Source organism: Dendrosporobacter quercicolus, from assembly GCF_900104455.1.
Lineage (GTDB): Bacteria > Bacillota > Negativicutes > DSM-1736 > Dendrosporobacteraceae > Dendrosporobacter > Dendrosporobacter quercicolus.
The window spans coordinates 92,886-109,727 of sequence record NZ_FNHB01000008.1 but is presented as its reverse complement, the minus strand read 5'-3'; the positions used below and the strand labels follow the sequence as shown (position 1 = coordinate 109,727).

The window sequence follows — 16,842 nt, the reverse complement described above, 5'->3', positions numbered from 1 at the left end:
CACCTTAAGTTATATTCCTTATAGTTTCCGTAATGATATCCATCTCCCGTTGTCGTTCTTCTCTGCCTGAAGTCATCGTCAATGCCCTGGACTGCCTGCGGAAAAAATTCATTGGTGTTATAGTAAAGGCTACATTCCCTTCCTCTAACAAGCGGATATAGCAATATAAGTCACCACATTGTTTGAATGTCTCAAGATTATCTAGAATTTCTTGGCCCAAACTCTCTTTTTTCATTACTACTGCCGAAACATTCTGGATTAAATTAGATGTTGACAAATATTCCTGCACAAATATTTTTCCATTATAGATACCTTCTTGTATTAAACCACTATATGGATTATCCCCAATATGCGTATCTGAACAAAACCCTTGCCATTCTTCGTTTTCATCCACCAATAGTGAATCGCAGAAACTTAAAACAACCTTTTTATCTGCTGAAAAAGCTAACATCAGTTTCCTCAACATAATGGGCGAAGCATAATCATCCGCTTCAGCAATCCAAATATAATCGCCGCGAGCAGCTTCTATCCCCTTTTTCCATTGCTTGAATACGGATCCAGAGTTTCGGTCACTTATAATGATTTGTGTAAGACCTACATATTCACAAAGAAGCTCCCTTGCAATCATCACGCTATCATCACTCGATGCATCGTCAAGAAAAATAATTTCATAAACAGGATAATATTGATTTACAATACTTCGCAGACGTTTAGAAAGATATTGCTCATAATTATAATTGGGGACGATAACACTTATCTTTTTGTAAGCCAATCCCAACTTATTCGCAATTTCATACATATAGTCAATCCAATTTTTTTTATCATTTAATTCTAAAGTGTTAATTGCATAAAAACAATCGAAATACTTAATAAAATCCATTACCCTGTCTGAAGAATTTCCCAAATACATTAATCTAGAATAACCGGTCTTTTTATATTTCCAGGCATTATATTTTAGGTTATTCTCATTTAAAACATCAAGTGAAAGCCAACGGATCTTTACTTTAAACAATTGCTCAAACCAATACTGTAGGCTATGCACCCAATGCTCCGGTGCCTCAGGATCAAGTAAACCTAAAACTCTATCCTCAACTTGCCTATAAAGCACCTCTTCCTGAATTTCAGATATTAAACCTAGACGATCGATAAGGCGAATTGACTTTCGCCCTTTTTCAGAAATATCTTCTACTCCAGCATCAATCATACTTAAAAATGTAAGTTCCTTTAAAATTGCATAATAAGGTATTATATTAAAATAATGCTTTTTATTCTTGAATCCCATACAATTTAATTGATCGCTAATTGGGCCAAAATACATACTTGCAATGAATATTCTCAAATTTTCCTTGTCTTCATATAATAACCTGTCCGGCTTATCAATAGCAATCCCATTAAAGAAAGCACCCCATTTTTCAGGGTCATTATCAACTATATAAGATACTTTTCCAGGAAAAATCCTGGCAAGATGTTGTCCTGCTTTTCCTGCACCAAATATAACATAAACCCTATTTTCCATCTGTAATTCCTTTCTGTAACTAGGAAATGGTATATGGTTCCGTGAGAATCAGCCTTGAACTTAAATCTAATCGCAAACTGGCTACCCGATGTAAATCGGTCTTTACTTTTCGGCTTTTTAAAAATTGACTTCCGTTATGCTCTGGCTTGCTTGACGTTGAAACTACTCCCTAGTACGACTTTTAATTAATGCCTTGGCCGTAGCGTGAAGATTTCCGTAACCATATTTTCGATCTGGCTCCAAATGAGCACCTTCCGCCCACTCATTCCAAGCATTAACAAAAATAAATTGTTGTTCATTGGGTAATTTGTCTTTTGTGAAACGAATCGCATTTTCCAACCAATTTTGATACTTTTCCGGGCAGGAATCATGGAAAATAGTTGCAGCATCGGGACGTCGAGCCGTATTATCCCAGCCAGGCATAACTCCCCTGAAAATTAAGCCTTTTTCTTTATGCAAATAATCTTTGTTTATGCAGAAATTATAGTCATATATAGCACCTGAAAAATTTGAATTCATTAACATAACGCTATCCGTAATATCTTGAGAATAAAACCCAAAAGGTGGAAATTCGATTAAAGCATCTAGGCCATAAATATCATTTTGCTCAAGGCCAAAGCCCTTAATACCTGCCACAAACAAATCACCTATATCCATTTGACGACAATATTCTTTCCAAATTTTTATAGTTTTTTCAGGATCTGGAAATAGCAATGGCCGATATACTATAAATAACGGTCTGCCTTGAATTTTAATATATCTCTTAGACTTAAAATACCTAGCAGCATCTTCAATAAAAGCTAAATCATCTTCTTCGGAATGGTTTTGAGAAATTAATATCTCGTTTTCCAAACCATCCCAACGCCGAGTCCAATTTTCATTAGCCCAGCAAAGGCAAAATGGGTATACCAATTCTTTATGCTTTAAAAAATTATTCACCGGTGTTTCTAATAATCGCTGGCCGGCAAACCAATAATGATAGAAACAGAATCCGTATATCCCATACTGCTTTGCCATTTCAACTTGTCTTTTCATTATCCCAATATTACGAAGGTCATAAAAGCCTAAATCAGTGGGAAAATGTGGCTGATAGTGACCATTATATTGAGGCACCGTTTTTGTTACATTGGTCCATTCTGTGAAACCTTTCTCCCACCAAGAATCATTTTCCGGTATAGAATGAAATTGAGGAAGATAAAAAGCGATCAACTTTACATCTTGTTCAGTTAAATCAACCTTTAAGTATGGATCATCATCAATAAAATCTTTCGATTTCTCACTAGCACTCCTAATGAGATTCATTATATAAGTTTCATATATTTTTTCACTATCAAGTTTATTTACAGGATACTTTAATGAGGGCAGCTGTTTGTTTATTGCTAAAATTCTGGTCAGCCAATTCCCCGGTAAAATAATCTGCTCTGCTTTTATCCCTCTTTCCAACAATTGTTTTTTCATATCATAACAATAATTTAACGAGGCAATAATGATGATATCATCACCATCAATAATTGCGTTATGCGGCGAAAAGACTGTAAATCCTGTCACAGTGGAAACTCTTTTTCTTGGATTGTTATCCAAAAAACCTCTGATATAATACTTATGATTATTGGAAACATAATTCGTAAGCAAATATCGACAAGTAGCTTGTCCACCCTGTCCCGTACTAAATATATATATTCCTAATTTGTTAGTACAATTAGCATTAGGTACATTTAAATTGTCTAATGCTAATTGTACTATTTCTTCTAATTTACTTAGTGCGGCTACATTAGAATTGACATTGTCCACCAAATCACCAACTTATCACTATATTAACTACAGTTTTCCAATCACCATTCGACTTATATTCACTTAATTGCTCTATTAAAATGTAACTTCATATCCAAAAAACTATCAAACAACTCACTACTATAAAAATGATGTCTTTCTTCAAATCCCATTGTTTCTAACCGCTTTGAAAATGCGGTATAAAACTGACTTGCTACAATTATAATCAGATCTTTTGTATTTTCTTTTAACAAAACAGAAGAGTTATATACAGGTAACCCGTTGACTATACTGTTCCATCTTTTAGGATTGTCTTCCACAAAGTAATCTACTTTAACAGGGAAACATTGCAGTAATAGTTGGTTTGACAAACCCGATCCAAAAAACACCACTCGCTTATTTTTAAGTAAATCAGCTACTTTTCTACCACAAACAATAAATTGATATATTTCCCCAGTAGCTCTTTGTTGCAAATATTCTTTTACTGCATATGGGAATCTATCATAGTTTTGTTTAAATTCAGTATTTTTGGGGGACACAATTATCTTTTCCCACTGGCATATTTCTAAGCCACTACTATGAAACAAATGGCGAATTGTATTTTCTGTAAAGAAGAAAATATGCGAATCATCAAGCAATCCAAATGAATGATATTTAAATTTATCTTGCATAAGATCCATCAATATTGCATTATGGGCGATATTAGGAATAGAGGCTACTATTTTCCCATTTTCTTTCAAAAAACCTACTGTTCGCTGAAGGACTTCATAAGGGTTCTGCAAATGCTCTAAAACATCTGCCAAAATAATATAGTCAAATTTATTATTAGATAGCTTACCAACCCATTCAAAATTATTTAGATCTGTAACAATCATTTTGTCAGCGTATACGGCAGCTTTAGCTGCTGATAGTTGATCTACTTCAATCCCAGTAACGGAGCATTGCAATGTTTCTTTTAAATACTTCGTCATGTAACCGGTAGCGGTGCCGATTTCTAAAACTACCGACTTAGGCTTAATTTGCCTAAGTATTAATGAATGTGAACTTTCTCCATTCATTTGCATTTCAAGGTCATATTTAAAAGCATTCTGTGGCAATAATTCTTCTAAATATTGATCAGAATGAACAATATTAGCTTCGTTAACCCCCAAGCTTAACAACTGATTTTTCATTTCATCAGCGTATTTATCAGAGGCAATGAAAATATAATCGTTCGCATCAATTATATCACTACTTGGCGTTGTTACAGGAAGGTCCTTAAGCATAATGCCATTTTTCTTCGAATCATTATCCAAGAAGCCCTTTAGTTCATATAGATCATACGAAGTATATAATTTTAAATTTTCTAATACTAAATTCCCGCCATAACCTGTACCAAAAATATAAATACCTATTTTCTCCTGACCTGTTAAGCGATCAAGTAGATGCTGAAAATTTATTGCCTTTCTTAATACGCCCACGCTTTCCCTCTCCTTCAGTTGCAGTACAGGAACTAAATCAATATAAGTGTTATAAGCTGAGAAACTTTTCCTCCCTTGTACGAATAAGCGCGTTGGCAGTCGCTTGAAGATATGCATACCCGTATTTACGATCAGGTTCCAAATGAGCACCTTCTGCCCATTCATTCCAGGCATTTATAAAGACCATTTGCGTATCAATCGATGCTTGACTTTTACTTAATAAAATAATGTTTTCCAACCATTTCTGGTATTTCTCAGGACTGGAACCATGGTAAATAAGAGAATTGTTAGGTCTTCTTGCGGTGTTATCCCACCCTGGCATAACGGTTCTAAATGTTATATCATCATTTTGGTTCTTCTCTACAAGCATTCTACGTTTAATGATTTCCAACCTTTTATCTATATCTTTTTGATAATCATAGATTAATCCTTTAAATTGAGGATTCATTAACAAAATGTCATTGCTTATATTATGTCGGCAAAAATCGTGAGGTGGAAACTCCACTGCCGCATCAAGGCCGTATTTCCGCGGATTGTTAAACCCATAATTTTTTACACCAATAATAAACAAATCACCGATCCCCGCCCGAATACAATAAGTACGCCATCGTTCAACTGTTGCTGTAATATCAGGAAATAGCAGGGGACGATAAATGATAAGCAGCGGTTTCCCCTGTATTCGAATATATCTTGTATCGCTAAAATGTCTGCTTATATCCTCAATGAAGGCCACGTCATCTTCTGGAGAGTGATTCTGTGCTATTAGCAGCTCATTCTCCTTCGCATCCCAACGACGATTCCAGTTTTCATTAGCCCAACAAAGACAAAAGGGTATATCTAATTCTAAATGATTTAATAACTTATTGACTGGCATTTCCAGTAACCTTTTTCCTGCAAACCAGTAATGATAAAAACAAAAGCCGAAAATACCATATTTTCGGGCAAGTTCAATTTGCCGTTTCATTACCTCAATATTTCGAAGATCATAAAAACCTAGATCGATGGGAAGTTGCGGCTGATAATGTCCCATATACTGCGGAACTGCTTTCGTAACATTCGTCCATTCAGTAAAGCCTTTTCCCCACCAAAGATCATTCTCCGGGATTGAATGAAATTGCGGAAGATAAAAAGCGATTAGCTTCACATCCTGTTCAGTCAAACTAATGTTCAGGTTGTTGTCATATTCGACAAACTCCGAGGATTTAGAAATTGCATTTGAAAATATATTTCTAACATATTCAATATAAAATTTGTTTTTTTGCGGTTCATTCTCAACATAACGATATTGCAGCGTTGAGTTAAAATTATTCTCAGGCAACAAGGTTTTTAGCCAATTACCTGGTAAAATAATATTTTCTTTAGCTACCCCCATCTCCAGCAATTGTAGCTCCATTTCCTCATAGTGAGTAAATGATGCAATAATAATAACGTCATTATCGGTAATTAATTCTTTATTAGGAACATAAATAGGTAACCCTGCTATTTCTTCACCCTGTTGTGCAATATTGTTATCAAAAAAACCTCTTATATTGTATTTATAATGCCACTCAGTCAATTTTAAATATTCTAAGGCAGCTTGTCCGCCTTGCCCTGTGCCAAAAATATAAATCCCCATATTATATTTATCTAAGTCACCTTGATTAATATAGCTTTTTAAGATTTTACAAAGATTAGATTTTACCTCTTGCAACGGATTACATTTAGTTTCTTGATTGTTATTCATTTAAAATCCCCATTGTCTTTAAAATAAAAAATTCTTAAATAACTGAAACCCACTACAAAATACTTTGAAATTCCTTTTATTTTATAACATAGAGTTAAGAACTATTCAAGATGGCGCAGGAAGATGTCATACCCGCTCCAATAGTGGATATTCTCCTTGAAGCCCATTTGCCTAAGCTGGTAGCTAATGGATTTATAGTACTGACTGGCTACAATAATAGCTATCTTATCTTTATTTTCAATTAAAAGTTCCTGGGGAGAACAAATATTTCTTTCTCCCAAGACCTGCCCCCATTTTTGGCTATCGTTGTCCACAAAGTACGCCGCTGAAATCAAAGTTTGTTTAATAATTCGCTCGGCAGCGGTTCCCGAACCAAAAAAGACCACTTTTTTATCTTTTAGCTTATTTTGCAGATATTCCTTTATAAATTCACTTTGAATTTCTAATTGTTGTTTGAGACTTCTAATTTGTTCATGCATACGAGTTAGCTCTATCAAAACCTGTTCATAATTAGCACCATTTTTCCAATAAAGCGAAGTATTTTGTTGTTCACTTTTTTGGGTACTGCGCTTTTCAAAAACCTGCGGAATAAATTGTCGGTTCTCCTCTAACCTTAAACTTAAATACTTAAAAATTTCTGTACTACAACTAATTTTTTGATAAAAGTCGAAATCAATTTTATGTTTTTTTCTAAAGTATTCTACAGAATATTTTAGAAAGTTGGAAAGCCAGCCAGGATTGTAAATATAATCCATAGGGATTGAATATCTAGTTAAAAAATAATACAAATATTTACTTTTATCTTCATTTTCTTTTTCCAAAATTTCATGTATATCTTTTAAATTTTGACCATCTGATATGTAGCTAAAACAATTTTTACCCAAAGTAATTAATTTATTATCAAATAGCAAGGTTTGCAGTCCCACTGAAGAAGATACGGTTACAACCATATCAATAAAAGGCAAAAAATACTGGGATGAAGCATATACCTGGTCAAATTCTTGTGAATATAATAAATTAGCATATTTTGTTTTTAAGAAGCTAAAAGCAGAATCACTGATTAAAGAGTATTCGGGATGTTTAGTTACAACTACACCGATGTCGCTAGGTATCGCCTCAAGAACATAAGTTAAGTACTCATACTGACTCTTGCTGATTAATGCATCAAAAGCATAATAAGACGAAAATTGTAACGGCAACAAAATTAAATACTTATACCTTTGTTTATAGCTTTCTATGATTTTTATAAATGGATTATTTTCAACCAAAATATTATTGCATTTAGCTTTAAACTGATTTAACATATCCATTTGATAATCGTCTAAAAAAATCTGTTTTATTTCTTCTTGAAAATGATTAATAAAAGAATTTTCCAAAACTCCAACCGGATCTAAAAACCAACATTGCGGAAACGGTAATCTAGAATAAATGCTATATTCATGATGTAATACTAAAGCATTCGGAAATATTTTTTTAAAAAAAGGAACTGGTGTAAATGTTATAATCACATCTGGAATAAAACTTTCCATTTTTTTCGCCATAAGCGACATATAATAACACATTTGCTCTGCTGTATATGTTTTGTTATACCAAGCAATTGACGCTTCTAAATAGCCATGGGGAAAAGGTGCCAATAATTCAGATTGTGTAAGAACAAAAAAAGGAACATTATCATCATAATAACGCTGCGCTAAAGCTTCATTTAATACAATAGCATAATTGCAATTCAAATTTGATTGTCTTAATGTATTAATTAAATTATGACAAACTCCCGTGACCCATCCCTCTTTAAAATAAGGTTCATTTTTCTCAATTAAAGGTTCAACATAAAATAAAATATTCAGTTAAAACCCTCCCGTATTCTTTAAAATATTATCAGTGCTATAACCCGTTGTGATATGCAATAACACATTTTTTTCTTTATTAAGCGTTTCCAATGCTTTATTTATGATTAAAGTTTCATATTTAGAAGGGATTACTACGATCCCGTCGTTATCACCAAAAATTAAATCTCCAGGTGTAACCTCAATTCCACATAAAGAAATTTTTTTATTTATACTTTCTACCGTTGCTCTTTTCCTTACATCTTTACAAGTTGTCTGTTTTGCAAAAACAGGAAAATCCAAATCGCTGACTCCTTTAGTATCACGTGTTTTCCCATCTATTATTGCTGCAACAGCACCTGCCCTTATTGCCAGGTTTGCATTCAATTCTCCGAAATAAGCAAATTCAGAGCATTCATTTTCTACCACAATTATATCATTAGGGATAATGGTTGCGTAAGAATCCAATGCCCTGTAAATCCCTTGATAATCTTCATTTTCTTCTAACCTTCTTAACTTTAAAGTCTTTGCTCTTCCCAAAATCTTTTTATTGGGTAAGTTAAGGCTTAATTTACTAGTAATATTATCTGGCATGCCTAAATCATCTAAAATATCTGAAAGTATGCTACTCGTCAGCAGACTATTTAAGTTTTTAAAAAGTTGTCTTTCCTTTTCACGCATTCCTGCCGCTATAAAACTTGCCAAAATAAAATCATCAGGATAATTTACATCAATTGCTTCTGTCGCATCGGCCTCTAAGAAGAAAACATTGTCGCCAAATCTCATTTTTTTTGATAAGGCAATTTCTTTACGGACAATATATAAACCCATTGTTTCAATTATACTATCAGGTAAATCGATGCTATTGGGGATATGATCCTTATCATATAACGGCTGACCATTACTCCAGAGATATTGTTTTTCTTTTCTCATTAACACAACTGAATCATAATTTGAAGAATTCTTTAAAACTTCAACCCCTTTTTTAATTGTTTCAATTTTAATAAACGGGCTAGTACAAAGTATTTGAATGTAAATATCCGCACTAACTTTCTTCGCTTCATTATGAAACAATTGATGACCATCTGTCTTATTTGATGCCAAAGTTCTATCTCGTCGCAAAAACTTAGCATTGACATTAGAGGCTAAAGCAAAGATTTCTTCTGACTCGGAATCTAAATAAACTTCATCAATAAAATCACAATGCATAAGTTTTTCTAGTGTATGCAAAAATAAAGGCTTCCCATCTAAAAGTTTCGTATTTTTATTTTCAACACGCTCACTTGAGCCCTTCGCAGGTAAAAAAGCTACAACTTTCATAAAAAATTTCCTCCAGCACATTTTTCAATCTCACTATTATTTTTTTATAATATAACTTGGAGATTTTGCAAAAGCAAAACATTTTATCTGCACATCTTTATCCTCAAAAAAGTCATCTACTGCTTTATTCTCTCCTGCAAAAAAACAATAATCATCCAAAACCAGTACGCCTCCACGAACTATTCTATTCCAACAATTTTCTAATACGCATATTGCTGGCTCGTATATATCGGTATCTAAATTCAAAAATGAAATCTTAAAGTGAGGATTATTCATTATATAATTAGGCAAGGTATGTAAAATATTGCCTTGAATCAATTCTATAGAACGAAGAATCTCTTTTTTTTGTAGAATCTCTTCCAATTGCTCTTTGGAAATACTTTGAGTACCTGCGTTTTCCAGAAATTTTTTTCTAAATAGCACATCTTCTTGATAATTTGTTTCAGGAAATTCCCCAAATGTGTCGAATCCAATTATTTTTTTTGAAAACTTTGCACCTAATAATTCTCGTATCATAGCCAACCGCAAAAATGACGCGCCTTTAAATACGCCAAACTCCACTATCTCGCCAGGAACATCCAAGACTTTCTTAAACAATTCATAGTGGGCAAAAATTTTTCCTAACCTTGAACTATCACAGGTAAAATAAAAATTGTTTTCATATTCATACGGATTCGAAAAATTCGGCAATTGTATCATATTTCCCATCCTTTTAAAAGAACTATAACTTTCGCGAAAAAATCTTACATGGCAATCATTTTCAGAATAGCAACAGACTCATCTGTTGCTATTCTACATTTTGGTGCTTGGCAAACTGAAGTAAGTAGGTTGAATCTTGTTTTTTATCTAACTTACCCTCAAAATAAAGCTGCAGCAAGCATTCTAATTCATGATAATTTCCAGCAAAATAAATGCTTTTGTGCAGTGCTTCAAGTGCTCTTCCGTAAAATACATTTAAAGGATCTTTTAATAAAATCAGTACTGTATCTTTCCATAGCATATCATTAGTAAGCGCCAAATGCGAATCCATAAAAAACAGTTTAGGAGCGTATTTCTTTAGATAATTGTTTACTCCTCCTTCCTTGATTAAGGTAATATTTTTTTGTTTTTTTAACATTGTTAGCATGGCGAAGTTTTCAAAACTCGGCTGTTCATCTGTAACAATATGGATTTGTATATCCATTTTGTCTTTTAAATATTCTAATAGTCTTTCCTGTACTTTAACGCAGGCAGATATATAACCTACTTGCAGAAACGATTTTGTTGTTCTTAAAAAAAGAGCTATATCTACTACCACTCTATTATCATAAAGAGACATTGATTCGAATTGCTTTGTTACTTCAACATTAGGAGAAACGACAGTGTTATTTCCCACTTCATCCAGCCCCAGAATCTTCATATCTGCTTGGGTGGCTCCCTGCGTGACATAGCAATGGCAGCGATTAAACACTGTCACTGCAAAATAAGCACCTAACAACTGTCCAGCAAAAAATGTACTTTGAGCTTGCACACCAATAACTCGAGTAAATCCGTTAGTTATAAAAAACTCAAACAGCAAAGCGCCAACACCATTGACAAAAGGAGTTGACCAGTAAACATTATTTATAAAATTTTGGATATGGAAGTTTTTACACTGATATAATAGCGGTAAGTATTGTGCAATATTTTTGCTAAAATCAATCCTAAGTGTCTCATACAAAAAAAGCAACAAATCACCTTGGTCTTGCTGAAAAAAAGTTGCATTTGGCCAATTATCGTCGATTGAGAATATATCTTGATTAATCCAATACTCACATAAAGCATCCTTAGTCTTATTCAACTCGAGATAATAGACATTTTTATCTTTTAGAAATTTTATTAACTTGTCCGCCGGTTCAAACACCAATACATTCTTAGTTGTCGTTCCTCGTTGAATTAAGGTTGGATTATTGAGTACATTGTCGGCATTTTTCTGCAATTGTCTGCCTAAAGCACGTATGTCATTATTGCTAATCACAACTCCAGTCGGCATTTCACTAGATTTTTTATAATTAATTATGTAAAACTTATTATCAGGAAATATTCTAATTAGAAACGCTTTCAAGTCAGCCTTTAGCGGCCCTAAAGCCCCTTCATACACTAAAATTGTTTCAAAGCAATTTTGCTCCAACATAAGGCTTAAACAGTGTTTTAGTATCATATAAAGGGATAATTGCCGACCGCCCGTGAAAGAATAGAGGGGGTTAAAATACCTCACAGCAAGATCCAAATGTTCATTCAATATCGGAGTTATTTTTTGATCTAATTTATCTAACAATAAACCGCTTGCTTTAAATGCGGCCATTTCTATTCCCAGATAATCTTGAGTATCCATATAAGAACATAAATCTTCACACTTCACTTCGAAATGATATCGTAAATAATAAACCACATGCACATTGGCCGAAAATAGCTTTGCATCCTTATGCAATTGATGTCTCACGCAATGCTTCACATCATCAATGGTATGTAAAATGACCGCTTTCGCCATAATGTTCTTCCTTTCTACCGCAAACACTCTCTTATTACTTCATATGCCGGACAATGTCTTGACCTCGTCAACAGTATTGGCATAAATCACCATACTCTGCCACTGCACTTCTTCTCTATAGATTGGAATGCTGTCTCTGTCTCCCATAACAATCACTTGGCAATTGTCATCGATCCATTCTTCCAATTCAAATTCCGGACATAACGCACCCGATAAAATGACTTGCGGTTCATACTTGGTTAAATAGTCTTTTAAGGAACATGCTTTTATCCATACAATGTTTTGCACATTCTTCAGCAAAGATACTACAGCACAAATTTCTTGGGTAGCATTCGTATGAGTAATCACATGGATACTTTTATCGGTCAGAGACTCTAAAAGGTGTAACAACTCTACCTGGCAACGTACCTCAAACGATATTCTGCCTGTCTTCAAAAAATTTATTGTCGGCGTTAAATATAACGCAATATCTACCACTGTTCTTTTTTTTAAGAACTTGTTCTTCGTTCTTAATTTATCCATAACTGTTATTTGCGGCAACTTGCAGTGACTTATCTTTGCCTTTTGCAGTTTAACAGTGCCTTCAAGTGTTCTGTCGTTAGTAATAAAGCGATTACAGCGATTATAAATACTGACAGGTGCGTAAGGCGCCGGTATTTTCCCTAATAAAGCAGTGACATTGGATTGAATGCCGCACACCTCTGCGGAAGTTGCTTTTAGAAAATATTCAACTAACAAGGCTCCCGCGCCTGTATATGGAGGATTTTCCCATAAGACCTGAGAGAACGGCATATTATCTTCGTGTAATTTTCGATAAAGTGAAAAAACCTGCAATTCCTGAATAAAATGATGGCAAAAATGCCTGCTAATCACTTCATATAGGAAAGCAAGCCGTTGTTGATTCTCTTTATCTTCATTACCCACTGTGCTTAAATCACTATATTTAGGTAAATTTTCCCGAGCAATCCGATAATCAAATAATGTTTTTACTTCTTTAGGTTGCGGCTGAAACACATGAACAATCGCCTTCTCATTTGATTGGTCAATACAGTGCATTTGTTTCATTGGTCCAAATACTAAAATATTTCGGTCATAATGTACCTCTTGGTTAATGCTACGGATTTGGAATTCGTTAAAAGTATTATAGCCTGACATTAAAAAATCAGAAATTTGCTCCAGCGATCCACCATGAATAGTGGTTTTTTCCCCACCCTTGGGAAAATCATAACGCAACATAATAAAATGGAGATCCGGAAATGCTTGCCGCAAAAATTCACTGATAGAACTCTGAAGAAATCCCAACCGGCCTTCATAAGCTACAAGCATATCCAAATTCCACGATAGCATCATTCGCTGCAACATCAATTCTAACAACACATAAAGAACCAGTTGACGAGCTCCGGTAAAACTGTACAACGGTTCAAAATAACAAATAAAAAGCCTCAGCTGCCGGTTAATCTCAGGTGCTAACCTCTGATCCAATTCCTGTAGCAACCGACCATTTCGCCGAATGGATACTTCCTGAACTTGCGCCACTTCCTGAGGAGTAATATAGGAACAAAGATCATGGCACTCGCGGCCATGTTGATGTTTTAAATAAAATACCACATGGATATTTGCGGAAAATAGCTGGGCATTTTCGAACAAACCACTCTCTAGATAATGCTCCGCATCCTGTATTGTATGTAAAAGAACGGCTTGAGTCACAGGGCATCTCCTTTTATACTCAGTTCTTAAAGGAAAACTAAGACATTATATATATCGACATAACTATATAAAATCTTAAGTTAAATTATTGTGATTTCCACACCAAGCATTGTTATGGTTTTCAGCCTCGCCTTTATTGTCCATATGTCTTCTGCTGAACAGCTTTATTAATTTCGCACCAATAAGGATGCTCCGCTATCACTGCCAACATATCAGCAAGGCCAAACTCAGGCTTAACCGAATAGAGTTCAGCAATAATCCGGCGGATAAGCTCAAAATCCTCCGGCGTGTCGACCGTCCAGCGATGATGGCTATAGTCTTGTTTACAATAAAGTTTCTTTACGCGATACCTTTCTGGGTGCCGGTAAATAAATGGCGTTACATGCTCCCTGTCAGGCTGTGCACTTGCCTCATGATAACAATCCGCCAAAACAGATGCCGGGAACACTTCCGTATCTAATCCCCTTGGATAGTTTTCCAGCCGGACATAATCATAACACTGTTTGTTTTCCATATAGCAGGCGATCGCTTTTCTTACTATCGCCGGATCAATCACGGGACAGTCCGCCGTTACCCGGACAACAACATCCGCTCTGAAATAATTGGCCGCTTCATAATACCGCGCAAGAACATCTTCTTCCGCCCCCCGCCAAAAAGGGATTTGTAATCTCTGGCAAAGTTCCACAACCGGATCGTCTGTATGGTTAGTGGTTGTGGCAATTACAATCCCGTCTGCATTTTCAACACGACTAAGTCGTTCTAGCTGATACTCCAATAACGGTTTTCCCAAAACTTTTTTCAGCACTTTACCGGGTAATCGGGTTGAGGTCATTCTAGCCTGAACAATGATCACTATATTCATGCTAACACCTGTCTTATTGTGTTAATTACATACTTTTGATCTTCTTCACTTAATAAGTAATACATAGGCAGGCTGATCGCCTCACGATAATACTGTTCAGCCTGCGGAAAATCTCCCGCGCAGAACCCCCTTTGCTGATAGTAGGGCTGTAAATGGACTGGGATATAATGGAGATTAACGCCAATACCGGCCTGCCGTAATTCCTCAAATACCTGCCGGTGGGATTTTTTTATTTCACCGGATTTCAGCCGAATAACATAGAGGTGAAACGCAGAATAAATGTCAGACCTTCTCTGTTGAAAGGTTAGCGGCATCCCAGCCAATCCCTCGTCATAGTGCCCTGCAATTGTCTGACGCCGCGCAACAAACTCGTCGATCTTTTTCAATTGGCTCCAGCCCAGTGCGGCCTGGATATCGGTGATACGATAATTAAATCCTAAATCAATCTGCTCGTAATACCACGGACCCTGACCGGACATAGTCATTTGCGACTCATCCCGCGTAACGCCATGGCTGCGCAGCAGCAAGAGTTTCTCGTATAAATCCCGCCGGTTTGTAACTACCATTCCGCCTTCACCTGTAGTTACGATTTTGACCGGGTGGAAACTAAAAACAGTCATATCCGAATAGGCGCAACAGCCAATCGCTTTATCCTTATACCTCCCGCCAATAGCATGGGAAGCATCTTCGATAACGGTAAAATGATATTGTCGCGCCAAACTGTGAATTGCCGCCATATCACAGGAGTCCCCGGCAAAATGGACCGGGATAACGACCTTAGGTAAATCCCTGGCGGCCTGTCCATTACTTAATTTCTGCTCCAACTCTTTCGGACTTAAATTATAAGTTAAAGGGTCAATATCAACAAAATCCACTTTAGACCCACAATATAGTCCGCAGTTGGCTGAAGCGACAAAGGTATTGGGCGAAGTCCATAAACTATCCCCGTCTCCCAGTCCAGCGGCCAAGCAAGCTATATGCAAAGCAGCAGTAGCACTATTCACTGCCACAGCATGCTCAACACCGCAATATTCGGCAACCGCCTGCTCAAACCGCTCAACCGCCGGTCCCTGTGTCAGCCAGTCGGACTGTAAAATATCAACCACTGCCTGAATATCATCTTTATCCACACATTGCCTGGCATAAGGAATAAAAGCCATTTAAATCATCTCCCGGATTTCTTCCACTGTCAACAAGTTAGGATTGGTTCCGGAATTATATTCAAATCCCTTCTCCACCTTGTTGCCTTTTTCACCCAGCTTATTTACTGCATAACTAACTGGCTCAACAAATGTAATGGCTGGCTGAATGACATAGTGATCATCAAATTCCCAGGTCAAGTGACTGTCGTCAGCCGGACACATGGTTTCATGCAATTTCTCGCCTGGACGGATGCCAATAATGGTCTGTGATAGTCCCGGGGCAACGGCTTTAGCCAAATCAATAATTTTGCTTGATGGAATTTTGGGCACAAAAACCTCACCGCCCTGCATCCGCTGAAATGCCTTCAATACAAATTCCACCCCTTGAGAAAGAGTGATCCAGAAACGGGTCATTGTAGCATCGGTAATCGGCAAAGTATGTGCTCCCTCGGCAACCAGCTTTCTAAAAAACGGTACCACTGAGCCGCGCGACCCTAGTACATTGCCATAACGAACCACCGCAAAACGCGTGGCATGTCCACCGGCAATATTATTCGCTGCCACAAACAATTTATCTGACACCAGTTTGGTGGCTCCATACAGATTCACCGGATTAGCCGCCTTATCGGTAGAAAGCGCTATTACTCTTTTCACCCCGGTGTCCAAAGCTGCCCGAATAACATTTTCCGCACCGTTAATGTTGGTTTTAACGCACTCCATCGGATTATATTCAGCAACCGGCACCTGTTTAAGTGCAGCAGCGTGGATGACATAATCTACACCGTTAAAAGCCTGAATCAATCGCTGTACATCACGGACATCGCCAATAAAATAACGCATCACCGGTGAGCCGAACTGCTGTGCCATCTCGTACTGTTTTAATTCATCCCGGGAAAAAATAATTACTTTTTTGGGTTTATACCGATCCAGCAATGCCTTAACGCAATCCCGCCCAAACGAGCCTGTACCACCGGTAATCAATATCGTTTTCTGATTAAACAAGATCTTCA

At 36.2% G+C, this 16,842-nt stretch carries 12 protein-coding genes; all 12 read right to left on the bottom strand.

From position 1 onward, the window contains the following. Nucleotides 1-4: 4 nt before the first annotated feature. The 12 genes from BLR06_RS14565 to pseB all read right to left on the bottom strand — a co-directional run bounded on the left by BLR06_RS14565 (nucleotide 5) and on the right by pseB (nucleotide 16,834). Nucleotides 5-1,516: a glycosyltransferase family 2 protein gene (locus BLR06_RS14565; RefSeq protein WP_092074327.1), complete on the bottom strand. Its 1,512-nt coding sequence runs from the start codon at nucleotides 1,514-1,516 to the stop codon at nucleotides 5-7. Nucleotides 1,517-1,678: 162 nt separating this feature from the next. Further along, entirely contained in the window at nucleotides 1,679-3,307 is a 1,629-nt protein-coding gene (locus BLR06_RS14560) for a glycoside hydrolase family 99-like domain-containing protein (protein ID WP_139164503.1), read from the bottom strand. A gap of 59 nt (nucleotides 3,308-3,366) precedes the next feature. After that, complete coding sequence (locus tag BLR06_RS14555) at nucleotides 3,367-4,746, bottom strand: class I SAM-dependent methyltransferase (RefSeq protein WP_173812957.1); 1,380 nt, start codon at nucleotides 4,744-4,746, stop codon at nucleotides 3,367-3,369. A gap of 49 nt (nucleotides 4,747-4,795) precedes the next feature. Next, nucleotides 4,796-6,469: a glycosyltransferase WbsX family protein gene (locus BLR06_RS14550; RefSeq protein WP_092074324.1), complete on the bottom strand. Its 1,674-nt coding sequence runs from the start codon at nucleotides 6,467-6,469 to the stop codon at nucleotides 4,796-4,798. Between the two features lie 101 nt (nucleotides 6,470-6,570). Continuing rightward, nucleotides 6,571-8,199 carry a capsular polysaccharide export protein, LipB/KpsS family gene (locus BLR06_RS14545; RefSeq protein WP_092074323.1) on the bottom strand — a complete coding sequence of 543 codons (1,629 nt, stop codon included), beginning with the start codon at nucleotides 8,197-8,199 and terminating at the stop codon, nucleotides 6,571-6,573. 114 nt (nucleotides 8,200-8,313) lie between these two features. Then, the gene (locus tag BLR06_RS14540) at nucleotides 8,314-9,612 is read right to left on the bottom strand and encodes an RraA family protein (protein WP_092074322.1); all 1,299 of its coding nucleotides are present in this window, start codon (nucleotides 9,610-9,612) and stop codon (nucleotides 8,314-8,316) included. A gap of 36 nt (nucleotides 9,613-9,648) precedes the next feature. Further along, nucleotides 9,649-10,311 carry a TylF/MycF/NovP-related O-methyltransferase gene (locus tag BLR06_RS14535; protein ID WP_092074321.1) on the bottom strand — a complete coding sequence of 221 codons (663 nt, stop codon included), beginning with the start codon at nucleotides 10,309-10,311 and terminating at the stop codon, nucleotides 9,649-9,651. Nucleotides 10,312-10,399: 88 nt separating this feature from the next. Beyond that, entirely contained in the window at nucleotides 10,400-12,121 is a 1,722-nt protein-coding gene (locus BLR06_RS14530; RefSeq protein ID WP_092074320.1) for a hypothetical protein, read from the bottom strand. A 39-nt stretch (nucleotides 12,122-12,160) separates the two neighbouring features. Next, nucleotides 12,161-13,828 carry a hypothetical protein gene (locus tag BLR06_RS14525; protein WP_092074319.1) on the bottom strand — a complete coding sequence of 556 codons (1,668 nt, stop codon included), beginning with the start codon at nucleotides 13,826-13,828 and terminating at the stop codon, nucleotides 12,161-12,163. A 133-nt stretch (nucleotides 13,829-13,961) separates the two neighbouring features. Then, nucleotides 13,962-14,690: a cytidylyltransferase domain-containing protein gene (locus tag BLR06_RS14520; protein ID WP_092074318.1), complete on the bottom strand. Its 729-nt coding sequence runs from the start codon at nucleotides 14,688-14,690 to the stop codon at nucleotides 13,962-13,964. After that, the gene (pseC, locus tag BLR06_RS14515) at nucleotides 14,687-15,850 is read right to left on the bottom strand and encodes a UDP-4-amino-4,6-dideoxy-N-acetyl-beta-L-altrosamine transaminase (protein ID WP_092074317.1); all 1,164 of its coding nucleotides are present in this window, start codon (nucleotides 15,848-15,850) and stop codon (nucleotides 14,687-14,689) included. Before pseC ends, BLR06_RS14520 begins: the two co-directional genes overlap by 4 nt. Then, nucleotides 15,851-16,834, bottom strand: a complete 984-nt coding sequence (gene pseB, locus BLR06_RS14510) for a UDP-N-acetylglucosamine 4,6-dehydratase (inverting) (protein ID WP_092074316.1) — start codon at nucleotides 16,832-16,834, stop codon at nucleotides 15,851-15,853. Nucleotides 16,835-16,842: the final 8 nt, after the last annotated feature.